Source organism: Burkholderia anthina (assembly GCF_902498995.1).
Lineage (GTDB): Bacteria > Pseudomonadota > Gammaproteobacteria > Burkholderiales > Burkholderiaceae > Burkholderia > Burkholderia anthina.
Map to the genome: position 1 here is coordinate 293345 of NZ_CABVLY010000002.1, position 14287 is coordinate 307631.

Consider the following 14287-nt stretch of genomic DNA (forward strand, 5'->3'; position numbering starts at 1 on the left):
GCGTTTATGCGCATAAACCTGTTGAAGATGGCGACCGCAACGGTTGCACGTTGACGATGACGCATAGAGTCGCGTGCGCTGCTGTTCGGGATGCTATCGAGCCCTGCCCGCAGCTTGCTGCGGGACTCAAGCACAGATCACGCGAAGAGATAGCCGCTAGACCTGCCCGGATGCATGCAGCTTTATGCGCATAAACTCCGCGAGGCACGGCGTGCTTGGCCATCCTCATGTTCGACACGATCCTGACCGATGGCCGTATCGGCGTGGTGTAGTTGTCAGCCCGCGTGATGGCGTTTGCGCGTGGCGAGGCCATCCGCTTTTACCGCTCTCGCTACGTCATCGCGCGGAGCCATTGTTAGCCGCGCCCCTTCGTCTGCCGCGAGCGTTTTGATGCTCGGCCGCACAACACACTTTATGCGCATAAACGTTTCAAGCACGCTTCGCTCGCACAGTTCCGGCGATGCGCTCCTCAATCGCAGCGAATCCGGGCCCCTCCTCAACCTCACCCCTGCTCCACCGAAACGCCCGTAATCAGACTGGCTACAATACGGGCCTCTACCATCCAGGCCTGAAAGATGATCACGATCTATCACAACCCCCGATGCTCGAAGTCCCGCGAGACGCTCGCGCTCGTCGATACGCTGAACACGACCGGCACCCAGGTGAACGTAGTCGAGTATCTGAAGACGCCGCCGACCGTCGATGAGCTTGAAGTACTGCATCGTCAGCTGGGCCGTCCGGTGCGCGACATGCTTCGCGATGGCGAGGAGCCGTACAAGACGCTGGATCTGGCTCGCGCGGATCTCACTGATGTCCAGGCATACGAAGCGATTGCCGCTCATCCGATTCTGCTGCAGCGTCCGATCGTCGTGTATCGAGGCAAGGCTGCCATCGGGCGGCCGCCTGAATCGGTGCGCGCGCTGTTCGAATAATTATTGTTCGGCGTATTTTTCCGATTGCATCAGCCCGGCGCATGCGCACCGGGTTGATGATTGAGATCGCTTTCCGCGACGCACTGCCCGGGCATCGCTCACCAGCGACACCAGCGACACCTAAAAAACGCACCGGATCAGCCGGCCAAAACCACGCCTCGCCGACGCCTCGCCATACCGCCCTTTCCGCAGCCCGGAAACCGCAGCCGCCAGCAACACACAGCGACAACGGCCAAGCGCACCGGATTCCCCAAGTCCATCCGCAGACCACCGACCACCCGTCGCTCGGATCACGCAGCGAACATCACCGCACGCCGCGAAAACCAGCTCGTCACCGAGCCCCCACACCGCCCGGCCGGAACGATATCCGCGCCGCGCCGCTAACCATCCCCCATCGCGTCCACCCCATCCCGCCCCGCCGCCACCTGCGCGGCAACCCTCAGCATCCCGATTTGTCCGCGATAAGCCCGGCATCCGCTACAAGTCGGCAAATGCACGTGCACCTGCATCCGCTCGTGCAGCGTCAAACGCCGATCGAGCGCATCCGACAGCAGTCGCGTCACGTTGCTACATTTCCCCGGCAGCATCTTCGGTCGTCAGTCCTTTTTCGCTGAGGCAGGTGCGCAGGCGCGTGCGCGCCCGATACAGCAGCACGCTGCAATGATTGGTCGTCAACGTCAATTCGCTGCAGATGTCCGCGATCGCGACATCGAGGAATTCGCGCATCATGAACACGCGTCCGATTTGCTCGGGAAGATGGTCGAGGCAGGCCTGGAACAGCGTCCAGAACTGCTGTTGCTGCAACAGCGTCTCGGGGCGCGGCCACGGTCGCGGCTTCGTATGCGCGGCCCAGTGTCCGTTTTCCTTGAACAACTCGCGATCGAGCACGGCTTCGCCATCGAGTTCCGCATCGAGCGCGGACAGGCTCACCATCCGCTGCCGTGCGCGCAGGACGTCGATCAGCTTGTTGCGCAGGATGCCGAACACCCAGGTCTTGTGCGCGGACCGTCCGGCAAATTCCCCGGCGTGCGACCACGCGGCGGTCAGTGCTTCCTGCACGGCATCCTCTGCGGTGTCGGCGTCGCGGAGTTGAAGTCGTGCGAATCGCAGCAGGTCGTGCCGCAGTTGTGCCAGATAGGCGGGATCGTCGTACGCGGACGGCATGGTGGATCGGAAGCCTCATGAAGCGATCGCGAGTGCGCCACAGGGCGGGCGCGTCGCCGTGCGAGCAGCTTACTGGGCGCCGCGTCGGCCCGCAACGTATGTTCCGTCGCGAATTCACGAACGTGGCCGGTGCGCTGCGCTATGCTTGCCGGAACCCCGCGTCGCGTGCCGCGACATCGCGACACGGGCGGTTTGTAACGTCAGATCATAACGGCGAAGTTATCCACAATTTCTGTGGAAAACCTTGTGGAAAGTCGGCCGGATGGCCCCGTGGGACGGCTCGCGGGCTGGCTTGCCTATAAACAGACCTTTGTTGCCTGTCCAGAATCAATCGATTCGATTCCTCACTCACCGGAAGGAGAAAGCCATGTCCTATCGTGTTGCGGTCGTCGTCGGCAGCCTGCGTCGCGGTTCCTGGAATCGCGCGCTCGCGCATGCCGTGGTGTCGCTCGCCCCTGCCGACTTCTCGTTCGAATTCGTCGAGATCGGCGAGCTGCCGTTGTACAGCCAGGACTACGACACCGATTATCCGGAAGTCGCGAAGCGCTTCAAGCAGTCGATCGAGGCGTCGGATGCGCTGCTGTTCGTCACGCCCGAGTACAACCGGTCGATTCCGGGCGTGCTGAAGAATGCGCTGGACTGGGGCTCGCGTCCGTGGGGCCACAACTCGTGGTCGGGCAAGCCGGGTGCGGTGCTCGGCACGTCGCCGGGCGCGGTCGGCACGGCGCTCGCGCAGCAGCACCTGCGCAACGTGCTCGCGTATCTCGACGTGAAGACGCTCGGCCAGCCCGAGATGTTCATCAAGCACGACCCGGCCCGCATCGACGATCAAGGCCAGATCGTCAGCGAGGACACCCGCAAGTTCCTGCAGGGCTTCGTCGATCGCTACGTCGACTGGGTCCGCGTGCTGAAGGCGGCCTGAGCGCCGCCTCCTTCACGCCGCCGGCGCCTGACGCGCATGCCGCGGTTCAGGCGCCGGCATGCCGCGCATCGCGTGCTTCGCGAATCCCGAGCAGGATCTCGTCGAGCAGCGCGATGTCGAACGGCTTCGACAGCACGCGCACGTTGACGGTACGCGTGCGGTCGAGTTCTTCCGCATAACCCGTGACCAGAATCACGGGCAGTTTCCCCGGCCGCTTGTCGATGGCTTCGGCGAGGTCGATGCCGTTCAGGCTGCCCGGCATGTGGATATCCGAGATCACCAGATCGAACGTATCGTTCGCGGCCGCGCCTTCGATCAGGCGCAACGCATCGTCGGCGGTGGGCGCATAGGTCACGCGGTGCCCGAGCAGCGTGAGCAGCGCCTCGGTGCCGGCCGCGACTTCGCTGTTGTCTTCCACGAGCAGCACGTGCAACCCGGCGAGCGCGCCCGCATCGTGCGCGGCAGGCTGCGGCCGCGCGACGATGTCCTCGACGCGCGCGCGCGGCAGATACAGGCGTACCGACGTCCCGGCACCGACCGCGCTGTCGATCGTCGCAAGGCCGCCCGAGCGCTCGCAGAACGCGAACACCTGCGGCAACCCGAGCCCCGTTCCCATTCCGTGCGCCTTCGTCGTGAACAGCGGCTCGAACGCGCGCGCGAGCACGTCGGGCGCCATGCCCGAGCCCGTATCGTCGAGCGAGATCTGCACGAAATCGCCGGTCAGCGGAAAGCCGTCCTCGCGACGCAGCGTCACGTTGCGCGCGCCGACCGTGAAGCGGCCGCCGGCCGACATCGCGTCGCGCGCATTGACCGCGAGATTGATCACCGCGAGCTCGAGCTCCGCGACATCGATACGGATCGGCCATACGCCGGGCTCGATTGCGACGACCAGCGACGACTTCGAACCGAGCGACGTCTTCAGCAGTTCGCGGCACGTGCCGACCCATTGGCCGACGTCGATCGTCTCGTTGTGCAGCGGCTGCTTGCGTGCGACGCCGAGGAGCTGGCGCGTGAGCGACTGGCCGTTCTTCAGCGCGCGTTCGATCGCGCCGAGCTCCTTGTCGAGATGCGGAACCCCGCGCCGCCGTACGATCTGCACGTTGCTCGAGATGATCATCAGCAGGTTGTTGAAGTCGTGCGCGACGCTGCCGACCAGGTTGCCGAGCGCCTGCATCTTGCGCGACTGCCGGTACGCCGATTCGATCGAGCGCCGCATCGACGCTTCCGCCTGCCAGCGGTCCCACGCCTGCTCTTCCGCCTTCAGCCGCTTCAGCGACAGCCAGATCACCGACCACAGCGCGATCGACGGCGCGAACATCGAGATGAACAGCACGCTCAGGTGTTCGTACCATTCGCGCCAGATTGCCGAGGTCCGGTATGCACAGGTGACGTAGACGGGATAGCTGCCGACCTGGCGGTACGCGACGATCTCGCTGCCGGCGCCTTCATGGCGCACGCGCACCACGCCCGAGCGCGGGTCGTTGTGCGGGTTGCCGAAGGTGGCGACGCGATCGGTATGCGCGAGCGCCGGCGGCGGCGGGTACGACGCGATCACCGCGCCGTCGGAGCGCGCGAGCGCCATCGTCATCGGCGTGCTCGCGCCGCCGAGCAGGTCGCGGTAGAACGCGTTGAAATACGACGATTTCAGCGCGATCGACACCATGCCGGCGAACGAACCGTCGCTGTGGCGTCGCGCGACGCCGGTGTTGAACACGGGAATGTTCTCGAGCTTGAGCGGCCCCATCATCAGCCGCGAGATATGTTCGATCACCTTGCCGTCGCGGATGCCGGCGAAATCGTCGCGGTTCGCGATCGACGCATACGGCGCCGGATAGTAGAGGCTGTTCGCGAGCAGCATCCCGCTCGCGCCGAAGATCGATACGGCCGCCACCTGCGGATAGCCGCCGCCGATCGTGTTCAGCGCTTCGTGAATGTCGGACTCGTCGTGACGCACGGTGGCGTCGTCCATGTCCTGCACGAGGTCGACGATGCGCGCGTCGAGGCTTTCGGTCAGGTCGAACACCTTGAGCGCGTGTTCCTCGGCGACGCGCACGGTGCGCATCGTCACGTCGCTCGCCGCGGCTTCGCGCGCCTTCAGGTCGTTGTACGCCATGACCGACACGTAGATGCACGGCAGCACGATCGCCGCGACGAGCAGCACGATCAGCGTGACGCGCCGAACCGCGAAATCGTGCTCGGGCGCGCCGGACGCGTAGCTGCCGTCGTCCTGCCAGTCGTCGGCGGGCGGGGAGGCGGGTATGCGGGAGTCGGCGGGCCGTTCGGACGTCATCGAAGGAAGCGGGTGAAGCGAAGGTTGCATGCAATCATAAACGAGTTGCGCACGCCCGCCGCGACGCCGCGCGCGGGCATGGCCTGACGATTCCGGCCGGGGCCAAATGAAAGATTGAAAACGCGACAAATCCGGAAGCGCAAACGTACACAAAGAAAAATTTTGCGTGCTTATCTTTAAAACAGGCGTGGCTGTTTTCGGAATGCCGGACGATCGGATCGATTTTGTTCGAAATGGTGAAAATGACGAGTTGCATCGCCTCCGGTTTACTCAGAGAATCGCGCGTTGCTTTCCTTATGACAGATATATGCGCCCGCCGGCGTTTGCCGCGCGGTGCGTCGCGTGTTCGTGCGCGGCGCCCGCGCGGCCGCACGGTGGCTGCCCGCGCTTGATTGCATCGCGGCTCAAGAAGCGCGCCGTGCGGTCGTTAACGCGAGAGAGACCATTCCGTATACCGCTTCACGCCATGCCTTTGCCGATTGTGATTGCCGACGATTCCCTGCTCGCTCGCAAACTTCTGACAAAGGCGCTGCCGGGAGACTGGGACGTCGACGTCGCGTATGCGGCAAATGGTCGCGAGGCGCTGGCGCTCTATCGTGACGGCAAAGCTTCCGTGATGTTTCTGGACCTGACGATGCCCGACATGACCGGCTATCAGGTCCTGGAGACACTGCGCCACGAAGATCTGAACACGTTCGTGATCGTGGTATCCGCCGATATCCAGCCGCAGGCGCAAGTCCGCGTGCGCGAGCTGGGCGCGATCGCATTCGTTGCCAAGCCCGTGACGTCGGAGGCATTGCTGCCCATTCTCAAGGAGTATGGGTTGTATGCCTGACTCGGTGTTCACGGCGGAGCAACGCGACGCGTTGCAGGAAATCGCCAACCTCGCGATGGGCCGCGCCGCCGCGCGGCTCGCGCTGCTGCTCGGGCATTTCATCGAGCTGTCGGTGCCGCGTGTGCGCGTCGTGAAGGCCGCCGACGCGGGCGCCGCGCTGCGCGAGATGACCGGCATTCACGAGAACGTGACGGCCGTGCGCCAGGGATTTCGTTCCGACATCAAGGGCGAGGCGATCGTGCTGTGCCGAAGCGCGGGCGTCGCGCGGCTGATATCGCTGATGGATCGCACGTTCGGCGACGGCGCGTACGGCGGCATGGCGACCCAGGACGAACTCGTGTTCGACGTCGCCAACGTGCTGATGAGCGCATGCGTCGCGTCGATTCTCGACGAGCTCGGCCGCAAGCCCGTGTTCTTCCCGCCGGGGCTGCTCGGCACGAACGTGTCGTTCGACGACGTGTTCCAGCCGAACGCGCTCGCGTGGCGCGTGGCGCTGCTGCTCGAAGTGAACTTCGGGCTCGAGGATCGCGCGTTTCGCGCACATTTCGTGATGCTGATGGCCGAGGATTCGATCCGGCTGATAGGCGACGCGCTCGACGCGTTGCTGTCCGCGCTATGACCGCCGCCGCGTCGTTGAGCGACCTCGTGATCGAACGGGTGGGCTTCGGCCTGTTCGTGCTCGATCGCTCGATGACCGTGCTGATGTGGAACCGCTTCATGCAGGACCACAGCGGCATCGCGGCTGACGACGTGATCGGCCGCAACCTGTTCGACTGTTTTCCCGACCTGCCGCGCGCATGGCTCGAACGCAAGCTCGAGAGCGTGTTCCAGCTCGGCAGTTTCGCGTTCAGCTCGTGGGAGCAGCGGCCCTACCTGTTTCGCTTCGAGCACGACCGGCCGATCACGGGCGGCGTCGACTACATGCAGCAGGACTGCACGTTCATGCCGCTCACGCGCGGCCGCGAAGTCGAAGCCGTGTGCGTGACGATCTCGGACGTCACGCACGTGAGCGTGATGCAGCGCGAGCGCGAGGAGGCGGTCGCGATGCTGCGCGAGCACGCGAACCGCGACGGCCTCACCGGCATCGCGAACCGGCGTTTCTTCGAGGCGCGGCTCGGCGACGAGTTCGCGCGCTGGCAGCGCTACGGCGGCGACCTGTCGGTGCTGCTGTTCGATCTCGACCACTTCAAGACGATCAACGACCGGTTCGGGCATGCGGTCGGCGATGCGGTGTTGCGCGAGACGGCGCGCCGGGTCGCGTCGATCGTGCGCGTGCAGGACACGTTCGGCCGTTTCGGCGGCGAGGAATTCGCGCTGCTGCTGCCGTGTACCAATCTCGACGAGGCGATGCAGGTGGCCGACAAGGTGCGCGATGCGATCGGCAGCACGCCGGTCGACGCGGAAGGCGTCAGCGTGCCGGTGACGGCGAGCGTCGGCGCCGCAGCCGCGACGGCGGGCGCGCCCGCGAGCGACGCGCTCGTCAACGACGCCGACACCGCGCTCTATCGCGCGAAGCGGCTCGGGCGCGACCGCTCGATCGCCTACGCGTGAGCGTCGCGCCGCCGCTTCGCGCGGGCGGCGGTGGCTGCGGCGCTCAGCTTTTCGCGATGTCCGCCAGCACGCCGGCCAGCACGGCGGGCTGCGACATGAACGGCGAGTGGCTGCTGTCGAGCTGGTGCACGTGCGTCGGGTTGCCGGGCGCGAACGCGTCGGCCTCGTCGATGAAGCGCTGCTGCAGCGCGGGCAGGATCACGCGATCCTGCAGGCACTTGATGTAGTGACGGTCGATCGCGCCCCAGCGTGCGGCGGTCGTCGGGATCGCGGTCGCGAACGGCGCGGCCGGCACGTCGCAGGTCATCAGGTTCGCCACCGCGTCGAAGTCGGCCTGCGGCACGTCGTCGTACAGCGCGCGCTTGGCCAGCTCGCGATACGCGGCGTCGCCGCTGCGCGGATCGATCCGCAGCGCACCCGCGACGCGCGGGCTCGCGAGCATCAGCGGGCCGAGCAGCTCGCCCTTGTTTTCGGGCGCGCGCACGTAGTCGAGGCCCGGCACGCCGGACGCGGGCATGAACGCCGCGAGATAGACGACCTTCGCGATCTTCTCCGGCGCGCGCTCCGCGGCGGCCGTGATCGCAAGGCCGCCCATGCTGTGGCCGACCAGGACGACCTTGCCGTGGCCGAGCGCGTAAGCGTCGTCGACGGCCTGCATCACCTGCGACGCGTAGTCGTCGAGCGTCGTGTTCGCGACCGGCGACGGCTCGGTGCCGAACGCCTCCTTGTCGAGCGGCCGTTCGAGATAGGACGCGGGAAAGCGGGCATTGATGCCGTGCGCCGGCAGGTCGCGCGCGATCGACAGATAGCCGCGCGCGGCCAGTGCGGCCCCGACGTGCGCGTAGCACCACGCACCGTGCCACGCGCCGTGCACGAGCACGAAAACGGGATGGCCGGACTGCGGGGTGGCGGTTACGTTCGTCTCCATGGTGTCCGTGTTTTTTTGAGAAGGACGTTCATCTTAGACGATGCCGCGCGCGTTCAAGCATCAATGCGCCGACCCGATGAAGCACGCATTCGTATCGGTTGTCACGATCGGGCCCTTTTGTCTCGTGCCGGCCACATTTCGTCCATATCTGATTTGATTTTGCGCGGAAGCGCGTTAATTTGACGCTTTGTTCCCGATTACGCCTCATGAACGTCGACTACCTCTTCTATCGGAAGCCGGACAAGCCCGGCCCCTATTCCCTCGACGACCTGGGCGACATTGCGCCGCCGATCGGCCCGAGCGACGCGGTGCGCGCGGGAATCGCGCGCGTATTCGAGCAGATCGACTGGCAGGAGTCGCCCGACGTGCCGGGCGCATGGTTCGGCACCGGCGGCCCGTCGTTCCAGTTCACGGCGGAATCCGACGGGCACGTGACGAGCTTCATGGGTTCGCGTCTCGAACGCCGCTCGATGCTTCAACTGACCCGGGAAATGGGGCTCATCGCGCTCGATCTGCAGCGCGACATCGTTTACGGCTGACGGGCGGCGCGATGCCGTTCGCCGCCGTCGCCGCGGCCGGCCCCGCCGGCCCGGCGCTGCCCCGGGCGGCCCGCCAGGCATGGCGCGTGTCCGCCATCGAACTTCAAAGATTGCTATACTTTCGCCCAATTCCGGCTTCCGGCCGGTAATTTGTGCCTGTCTGCGTCGATCGTTCGCATATCTCGCACGCATTTGACGCCCTGACCAACCCAGCCGGGCATGGCTTCTTCAATCGCCCCGCGTGGGTGTCTCCGTGGAGCTCGTCTTGGCCGTTTCCAATCTCGTCGTGGACGAACAAGAAACCGACGCCGCTGCCGTCACATCGGGCAGTTCTTTCTATTTGGCCATGCGCATCCTGCCGGCCGTGCAGCGCGACGCGATGTTCCAGGTCTACGCGTTCTGCCGCGCGGTCGACGACATCGCCGACAGCGACCTGCCGCGCGCCGAGCGCAACGCGGGCCTCGATCGCTGGCGCGCGGACATCGACGCATGCTTCGCCGGCCGGCCGCCGCGCCATCTGGTGGCGCTCGAGCGCGAGATCCGCGCATTCAACCTGCAGCGCGACGACTTCCACGCGATGATCGACGGGATGGCGATGGACGCCGTCGAAGACATCTGCGCACCCGACGAGCCGACCCTCGACCTGTTCTGCGATCGCGTGGCGAGCGCGGCCGGCCGTCTGTCGGTGAGGATTTTCGGGATCCCGGAAGCGGAAGGGATCACGCTGTCGCACCACCTCGGCCGCGCGCTGCAACTGACCAACATCCTGCGCGACATCGACGACGACGCGGCGATCAACCGCTGCTACCTGCCGCGCGAGCTGCTCGCGCGCGAAGGCATCGCGATCACCGATCCGGCGACGATCGTGCGCGATCCGGCGCTGCCGCGCGTGTGCGCGACGCTCGTCGAGCGTGCAATCGAGCACTTCCGCCAGGCCGACGCGGTGATGGACACCTGCACGCGCGCGCAGGTGAAGGCGCCGCGCATCATGTCGGGCGCGTACCGCTGCATTCTCGACGCCGCGATCGCGCGCGGCTTCGCCGCGCCGCGCGCGCCGCTTCGCAAGCCGAAGGCGCGCATGCTGATGATCGCCGCGCGCTACGCGCTGTTCTGAGCCGATGCCCAGAACCGTCCACGTGATCGGTGCAGGACTCGCGGGCCTGTCGGCTGCCGTCGAGCTGCAACGCCGCGGGCGGCGCATCGTGCTGCACGACGCGCATGCGCACGCGGGCGGCCGCTGCCGCTCGTGGTTCGACGGGACGCTGAACACGACGCTCGACAGCGGGCTGCATCAGGTTTTCGCGGGGCAACCCGCCATGCAGCGCTATCTGCGCGCGATCGGCGCGGCCGATCAGCTCGCGGGGCCCGCGCTGCCTGAATTCGCGATGGTCGACGTCGCGTCGCAGCAGCGCTGGACGCTGCGCTTCGGCGACGGACGCTGGCCGTCGTGGCTGTTCGACGCGGCAGCGCGCGCGCCGGGGACGACACCGTTCGATTACCTCGTGCTCGCGTCGCTCGCGTTCGCGCGCACGGGCCGCTCACTCGCACAGACGATGCGATGCGACGGCGTGCTGTGGGAACGTTGGCTGAGGCCGTTTTTCCTCGGTGTGCTGAATGTCGAGCCGCGTCACGCGAGCGCCGAACTCGCGCGCGCGGCGCTGTGCGGCATGTTCGCCGCGGGCGGCCCCGGCTGCCGTCCGCGCGTCGCGCGCCACGGGCTCGGCAGCGCCTTCGTCGAACCGGCGCTGCGGATGCTGCAGCATGGCGGCGCGCAGATCCGGCTGAACTCGCGGCTCGACGCGCTCGAATTCGGCGCGCACGGCAACGCGGTCGACGCGGTGGCGATCGGCGGCGAGCGCATCGATCTCGCGCCGGGCGACGCAGTCGTGCTGGCCGTGCCGCCGGAGGTCGCGCAGCCGCTCGTACCGGATCTGACCGCGCCCGACACGTTCGGCGCGGTCGTGACCGCCTATTTCGCGGTCGAGGCGCCGGCCGGCAGCCCGCTGCAGACGAGCGTCGTCAACGGCGTGGTCGACGCGGTGCGTACCGGTGGCGGCCCGCTCGCGGCGACGATCCGGGACGCGGGCCGCTGGCTCGACATGCCGCGCGACGTGCTCGCGCGGCGCATCTGGGAAGACGTCGCGCGCGTGAGCGGCGCGAACCCGGACACCCTTCCCGCGTGGCAGCTCGTCGTCGAGCCGCGCGCGGGTTTTGCGGCGGTGCCGTCGCAGGAAATGAAGCGTCCGGCCGTGCGAACGCGCTGGACCAATCTCGTGCTGGCGGGCGACTGGATTGCCACCGGCCTGCCCGCCACGATTGAGGGCGCGATCCGCTCCGGCCAGCTGGCCGCGGACGTGCTCCAGACACAGTAAGCAACAGAGCAACAGAGGGACCGATGAACGATCTCACCGATATAGCTACCCTGTCCGCCGGCACCACGCCGGCCGGGCTCGACGCGGCCGTTGCCGGCGCAACCGACGCGCTGCTGGCCGCACAGAAAGCGGACGGACACTGGGTCTACGAACTCGAGGCCGATTCGACGATTCCCGCCGAATACGTGCTGCTCGTCCACTATCTCGGCGAGACGCCGAACCTCGAGCTCGAACAGAAGATCGGCCGCTATCTGCGCCGCATCCAGCAGGCGGACGGCGGCTGGCCGCTGTTTACCGATGGCGCGCCGAACATCAGCGCGAGCGTGAAGGCGTACTTCGCACTGAAGGTGATCGGCGACGACGAAAACGCCGAGCACATGCAGCGCGCGCGCCGTGCGATCCACGCGATGGGCGGCGCGGAGATGTCGAACGTGTTCACGCGCATCCAGCTCGCGCTGTACGGTGCGATTCCGTGGCGCGCGGTGCCGATGATGCCGGTCGAGATCATGCTGCTGCCGCAGTGGTTCCCGTTCCATCTGTCGAAGGTGTCGTACTGGGCGCGGACGGTGATCGTGCCGCTGCTGGTGTTGAACGCGAAGCGCCCGCTCGCGAAGAATCCGCGCGGCGTGCGCATCGACGAGCTGTTCATCGACCCGCCCGTCAACGCCGGGCTGCTGCCGCGCCAGGGCCACCAGAGCCCCGGCTGGTTCGCGTTCTTCCGCGTGGTCGACCATGCGCTGCGCGCGGCCGACGGGCTGTTCCCGAGCTACACGCGCGAGCGCGCGATCCGTCAGGCCGTGTCGTTCGTCGACGAGCGCCTGAACGGCGAGGATGGCCTCGGCGCGATTTATCCGGCGATGGCCAACGCGGTGATGATGTACGACGTGCTCGGCTATGCGGAAGATCATCCGAATCGCGCGATCGCGCGCCAGTCGGTCGAGAAGCTGCTCGTCGTGCACGAGGACGAAGCGTATTGCCAGCCGTGCCTGTCGCCGGTGTGGGACACGTCGCTCGCCGCGCATGCGCTGCTCGAAACCGGCGACGCACGCGCCGAGGCGGCCGTGATGCGCGGCCTCGACTGGCTGCGCCCGCTGCAGATCCTCGACGTGCGCGGCGACTGGATCTCGCGCCGCCCGAACGTGCGGCCGGGCGGCTGGGCATTCCAGTACGCGAACGCGCATTACCCGGACGTCGACGACACGGCCGTGGTCGTGATGGCGATGGACCGGGCGCAGAAGCTCCGGCACACGGACACGTATCGCGAATCGATGGCGCGTGCGCGCGAATGGGTCGTCGGCATGCAGAGCAGCGACGGCGGCTGGGGCGCGTTCGAACCGGAAAACACGCAGTACTACCTGAACAACATCCCGTTCTCGGATCACGGCGCGCTGCTCGATCCGCCGACGGCCGACGTGTCGGGCCGCTGCCTGTCGATGCTGTCGCAGCTCGGCGAGACGCCGCTGAACAGCGAACCGGCCCGCCGCGCGCTCGACTACATGCTGAAGGAACAGGAGCCGGACGGCAGCTGGTACGGCCGCTGGGGGATGAACTACGTGTACGGCACGTGGACGGCCCTGTGCTCGCTGAACGCGGCCGGCCTGACGCCGGACGATCCGCGCATGAAGCGCGGCGCGCAGTGGCTGCTGTCGATCCAGAACAAGGACGGCGGCTGGGGCGAGGACGGCGACAGCTACAAGCTGAACTACCGCGGCTTCGAGCAGGCGCCGAGCACCGCGTCGCAGACGGCCTGGGCGCTGCTCGGCCTGATGGCGGCCGGCGAGGTGAACAACCCGGCCGTGGCACGCGGCGTCGACTACCTGATCGCCCGGCAGAACGACGAAGGCTTGTGGGACGAGACGCGTTTCACGGCGACCGGCTTCCCGCGCGTGTTCTACCTGCGCTATCACGGCTATCGCAAGTTCTTCCCGCTGTGGGCGCTCGCGCGCTATCGCAACCTGAAGCGCGCGAACGCCACGCGCGTGACGGTCGGGATCTGACGCGTGGCCGCGACGCAGCGCAACGGCACGTTGCCCGTCATCGCCGTCACGGGGATGGCGTTCGAGGCGCGCATCGCGCGCGGCCACGGGGTCGAGGCGGTGTTCGCCGCGCGGGCCGACCGGCTCGAACGGGCGCTGGCCGAAGCGACCGCACGCGGTTGTGCGGGCATCGTCAGCTTCGGCACGGCGGGCGGGCTCGCGCCCGATCTGGTGCCCGGCGCGCTCGTGATCGCGGACGCGGTCGACGGGCCGTTCGGCCGCGTGCGGACGGACACGGGCTGGAGCGCGCGGCTCGTCGCGGCGCTGCACGACACGCCGGTGTGGGCGCGCGTCACGCTCGGCACGATGGCGGCTGTCGGCGCGCCGGTGATCAGCGAGCAGGACAAGACGTCGCTGCATCATGCGAAGCGCGCGCTCGCGGTCGACATGGAGTCGCACATCGCGGCCGCGTTCGCGGCGGCGCGCGGCGTGCCGTTCGCGGTGTGCCGCGCGATCGTCGACCCGGCGTGGCGCACGCTGCCGCGCGCGGCGACGGCCGGCCTGCGCGACGACGGCAGCACGGCCATCCTGCCGATCCTGCGCGAACTGCTGAAGCAGCCGTCGCAGCTCGGCCCGCTGCTGCAGGTCGCCAGCGACGCGCGTGCGGCACGCACGACGCTGATCCAGGCGCGGCACGCGTTCGAGCGTGCGGGCGCATTGCGGATCGTCTGAGCGGCGTTCGCCGCTTCTCCCCTTTCCCTTTCTTTTTCGACTGCGC

General features: G+C 67.3%; 14 protein-coding genes. 10 read left to right on the forward strand and 4 right to left on the reverse strand.

From position 1 onward, the window contains the following. The first annotated feature begins 575 nt into the window (after nucleotides 1–575). Complete coding sequence (gene arsC / locus BME24068_RS04180) at nucleotides 576–932, forward strand: arsenate reductase (glutaredoxin) (protein ID WP_096508809.1); 357 nt, start codon at nucleotides 576–578, stop codon at nucleotides 930–932. Nucleotides 933–1312: 380 nt separating this feature from the next. Here arsC and BME24068_RS04185 read toward each other — a convergent pair whose 3' ends face one another. Both BME24068_RS04185 and BME24068_RS04190 read right to left on the reverse strand, forming a co-directional pair. Further along, a complete protein-coding gene (locus BME24068_RS04185) occupies nucleotides 1313–1519 on the reverse strand; it encodes a zf-HC2 domain-containing protein (protein ID WP_174925237.1) in 207 nt (68 codons plus the stop codon). Continuing rightward, nucleotides 1500–2096, reverse strand: coding sequence for an RNA polymerase factor sigma-70 (locus BME24068_RS04190; protein WP_096508807.1), 597 nt, complete (start codon nucleotides 2094–2096; stop codon nucleotides 1500–1502). The genes BME24068_RS04185 and BME24068_RS04190 overlap by 20 nt, the downstream gene beginning before the upstream one ends. A 367-nt stretch (nucleotides 2097–2463) precedes the next feature. Between BME24068_RS04190 and BME24068_RS04195 the strand changes: the two genes are divergently transcribed. Then, the gene (locus tag BME24068_RS04195) at nucleotides 2464–3018 is read left to right on the forward strand and encodes an NADPH-dependent FMN reductase (RefSeq protein ID WP_096508806.1); all 555 of its coding nucleotides are present in this window, start codon (nucleotides 2464–2466) and stop codon (nucleotides 3016–3018) included. Nucleotides 3019–3064: 46 nt separating this feature from the next. Here BME24068_RS04195 and BME24068_RS04200 read toward each other — a convergent pair whose 3' ends face one another. Beyond that, complete coding sequence (locus BME24068_RS04200) at nucleotides 3065–5308, reverse strand: hybrid sensor histidine kinase/response regulator (protein ID WP_096508805.1); 2244 nt, start codon at nucleotides 5306–5308, stop codon at nucleotides 3065–3067. A 466-nt stretch (nucleotides 5309–5774) separates the two neighbouring features. On the opposite strand from BME24068_RS04200, the gene BME24068_RS04205 reads away from it, so the two are divergent. Genes BME24068_RS04205 through BME24068_RS04215 form a run of 3 tightly spaced genes read left to right on the forward strand, consistent with a single transcriptional unit; the run spans nucleotide 5775 to nucleotide 7694 of the window. Beyond that, the gene (locus BME24068_RS04205; RefSeq protein ID WP_096508804.1) at nucleotides 5775–6143 is read left to right on the forward strand and encodes a response regulator; all 369 of its coding nucleotides are present in this window, start codon (nucleotides 5775–5777) and stop codon (nucleotides 6141–6143) included. Continuing rightward, nucleotides 6136–6762 (forward strand): chemotaxis protein CheC, encoded by a 627-nt coding sequence (locus tag BME24068_RS04210; protein ID WP_096508803.1) that lies wholly within the window; start codon nucleotides 6136–6138, stop codon nucleotides 6760–6762. Before BME24068_RS04205 ends, BME24068_RS04210 begins: the two co-directional genes overlap by 8 nt. Then, nucleotides 6759–7694 carry a sensor domain-containing diguanylate cyclase gene (locus tag BME24068_RS04215; protein ID WP_096508802.1) on the forward strand — a complete coding sequence of 312 codons (936 nt, stop codon included), beginning with the start codon at nucleotides 6759–6761 and terminating at the stop codon, nucleotides 7692–7694. The genes BME24068_RS04210 and BME24068_RS04215 overlap by 4 nt, the downstream gene beginning before the upstream one ends. Nucleotides 7695–7737: 43 nt before the next feature. Here BME24068_RS04215 and BME24068_RS04220 read toward each other — a convergent pair whose 3' ends face one another. Further along, entirely contained in the window at nucleotides 7738–8622 is an 885-nt protein-coding gene (locus BME24068_RS04220) for an alpha/beta fold hydrolase (protein ID WP_174925238.1), read from the reverse strand. A 206-nt stretch (nucleotides 8623–8828) separates the two neighbouring features. Between BME24068_RS04220 and BME24068_RS04225 the strand changes: the two genes are divergently transcribed. The 5 genes from BME24068_RS04225 (at nucleotide 8829) to BME24068_RS04245 (ending at nucleotide 14241) form a co-directional block, all read left to right on the forward strand. Next, complete coding sequence (locus tag BME24068_RS04225) at nucleotides 8829–9161, forward strand: hypothetical protein (protein ID WP_096508800.1); 333 nt, start codon at nucleotides 8829–8831, stop codon at nucleotides 9159–9161. A 265-nt stretch (nucleotides 9162–9426) separates the two neighbouring features. Next, nucleotides 9427–10275: a presqualene diphosphate synthase HpnD gene (hpnD, locus tag BME24068_RS04230; protein WP_174925239.1), complete on the forward strand. Its 849-nt coding sequence runs from the start codon at nucleotides 9427–9429 to the stop codon at nucleotides 10273–10275. Between the two features lie 4 nt (nucleotides 10276–10279). Continuing rightward, nucleotides 10280–11533, forward strand: coding sequence for a hydroxysqualene dehydroxylase HpnE (gene hpnE, locus BME24068_RS04235; protein WP_174925240.1), 1254 nt, complete (start codon nucleotides 10280–10282; stop codon nucleotides 11531–11533). A 23-nt stretch (nucleotides 11534–11556) separates the two neighbouring features. Continuing rightward, entirely contained in the window at nucleotides 11557–13530 is a 1974-nt protein-coding gene (gene shc, locus BME24068_RS04240) for a squalene--hopene cyclase (RefSeq protein ID WP_096508797.1), read from the forward strand. 3 nt (nucleotides 13531–13533) lie between these two features. Then, complete coding sequence (locus tag BME24068_RS04245) at nucleotides 13534–14241, forward strand: phosphorylase (RefSeq protein WP_174925241.1); 708 nt, start codon at nucleotides 13534–13536, stop codon at nucleotides 14239–14241. Nucleotides 14242–14287: the final 46 nt, after the last annotated feature.

Bases quoted from the DNA above. Each gene is read 5' to 3' on its own strand.
- arsC (WP_096508809.1), top strand. From the start codon at position 576: ATGATCACGATCTATCACAACCCCCGATGCTCGAAGTCCCGCGAGACG.
- BME24068_RS04185 (WP_174925237.1), bottom strand. From the start codon at position 1,519: ATGCTGCCGGGGAAATGTAGCAACGTGACGCGACTGCTGTCGGATGCG.
- BME24068_RS04190 (WP_096508807.1), bottom strand. From the start codon at position 2,096: ATGCCGTCCGCGTACGACGATCCCGCCTATCTGGCACAACTGCGGCAC.
- BME24068_RS04195 (WP_096508806.1), top strand. From the start codon at position 2,464: ATGTCCTATCGTGTTGCGGTCGTCGTCGGCAGCCTGCGTCGCGGTTCC.
- BME24068_RS04200 (WP_096508805.1), bottom strand. From the start codon at position 5,308: ATGACGTCCGAACGGCCCGCCGACTCCCGCATACCCGCCTCCCCGCCC.
- BME24068_RS04205 (WP_096508804.1), top strand. From the start codon at position 5,775: ATGCCTTTGCCGATTGTGATTGCCGACGATTCCCTGCTCGCTCGCAAA.
- BME24068_RS04210 (WP_096508803.1), top strand. From the start codon at position 6,136: ATGCCTGACTCGGTGTTCACGGCGGAGCAACGCGACGCGTTGCAGGAA.
- BME24068_RS04215 (WP_096508802.1), top strand. From the start codon at position 6,759: ATGACCGCCGCCGCGTCGTTGAGCGACCTCGTGATCGAACGGGTGGGC.
- BME24068_RS04220 (WP_174925238.1), bottom strand. From the start codon at position 8,622: ATGGAGACGAACGTAACCGCCACCCCGCAGTCCGGCCATCCCGTTTTC.
- BME24068_RS04225 (WP_096508800.1), top strand. From the start codon at position 8,829: ATGAACGTCGACTACCTCTTCTATCGGAAGCCGGACAAGCCCGGCCCC.
- hpnE (WP_174925240.1), top strand. From the start codon at position 10,280: ATGCCCAGAACCGTCCACGTGATCGGTGCAGGACTCGCGGGCCTGTCG.
- shc (WP_096508797.1), top strand. From the start codon at position 11,557: ATGAACGATCTCACCGATATAGCTACCCTGTCCGCCGGCACCACGCCG.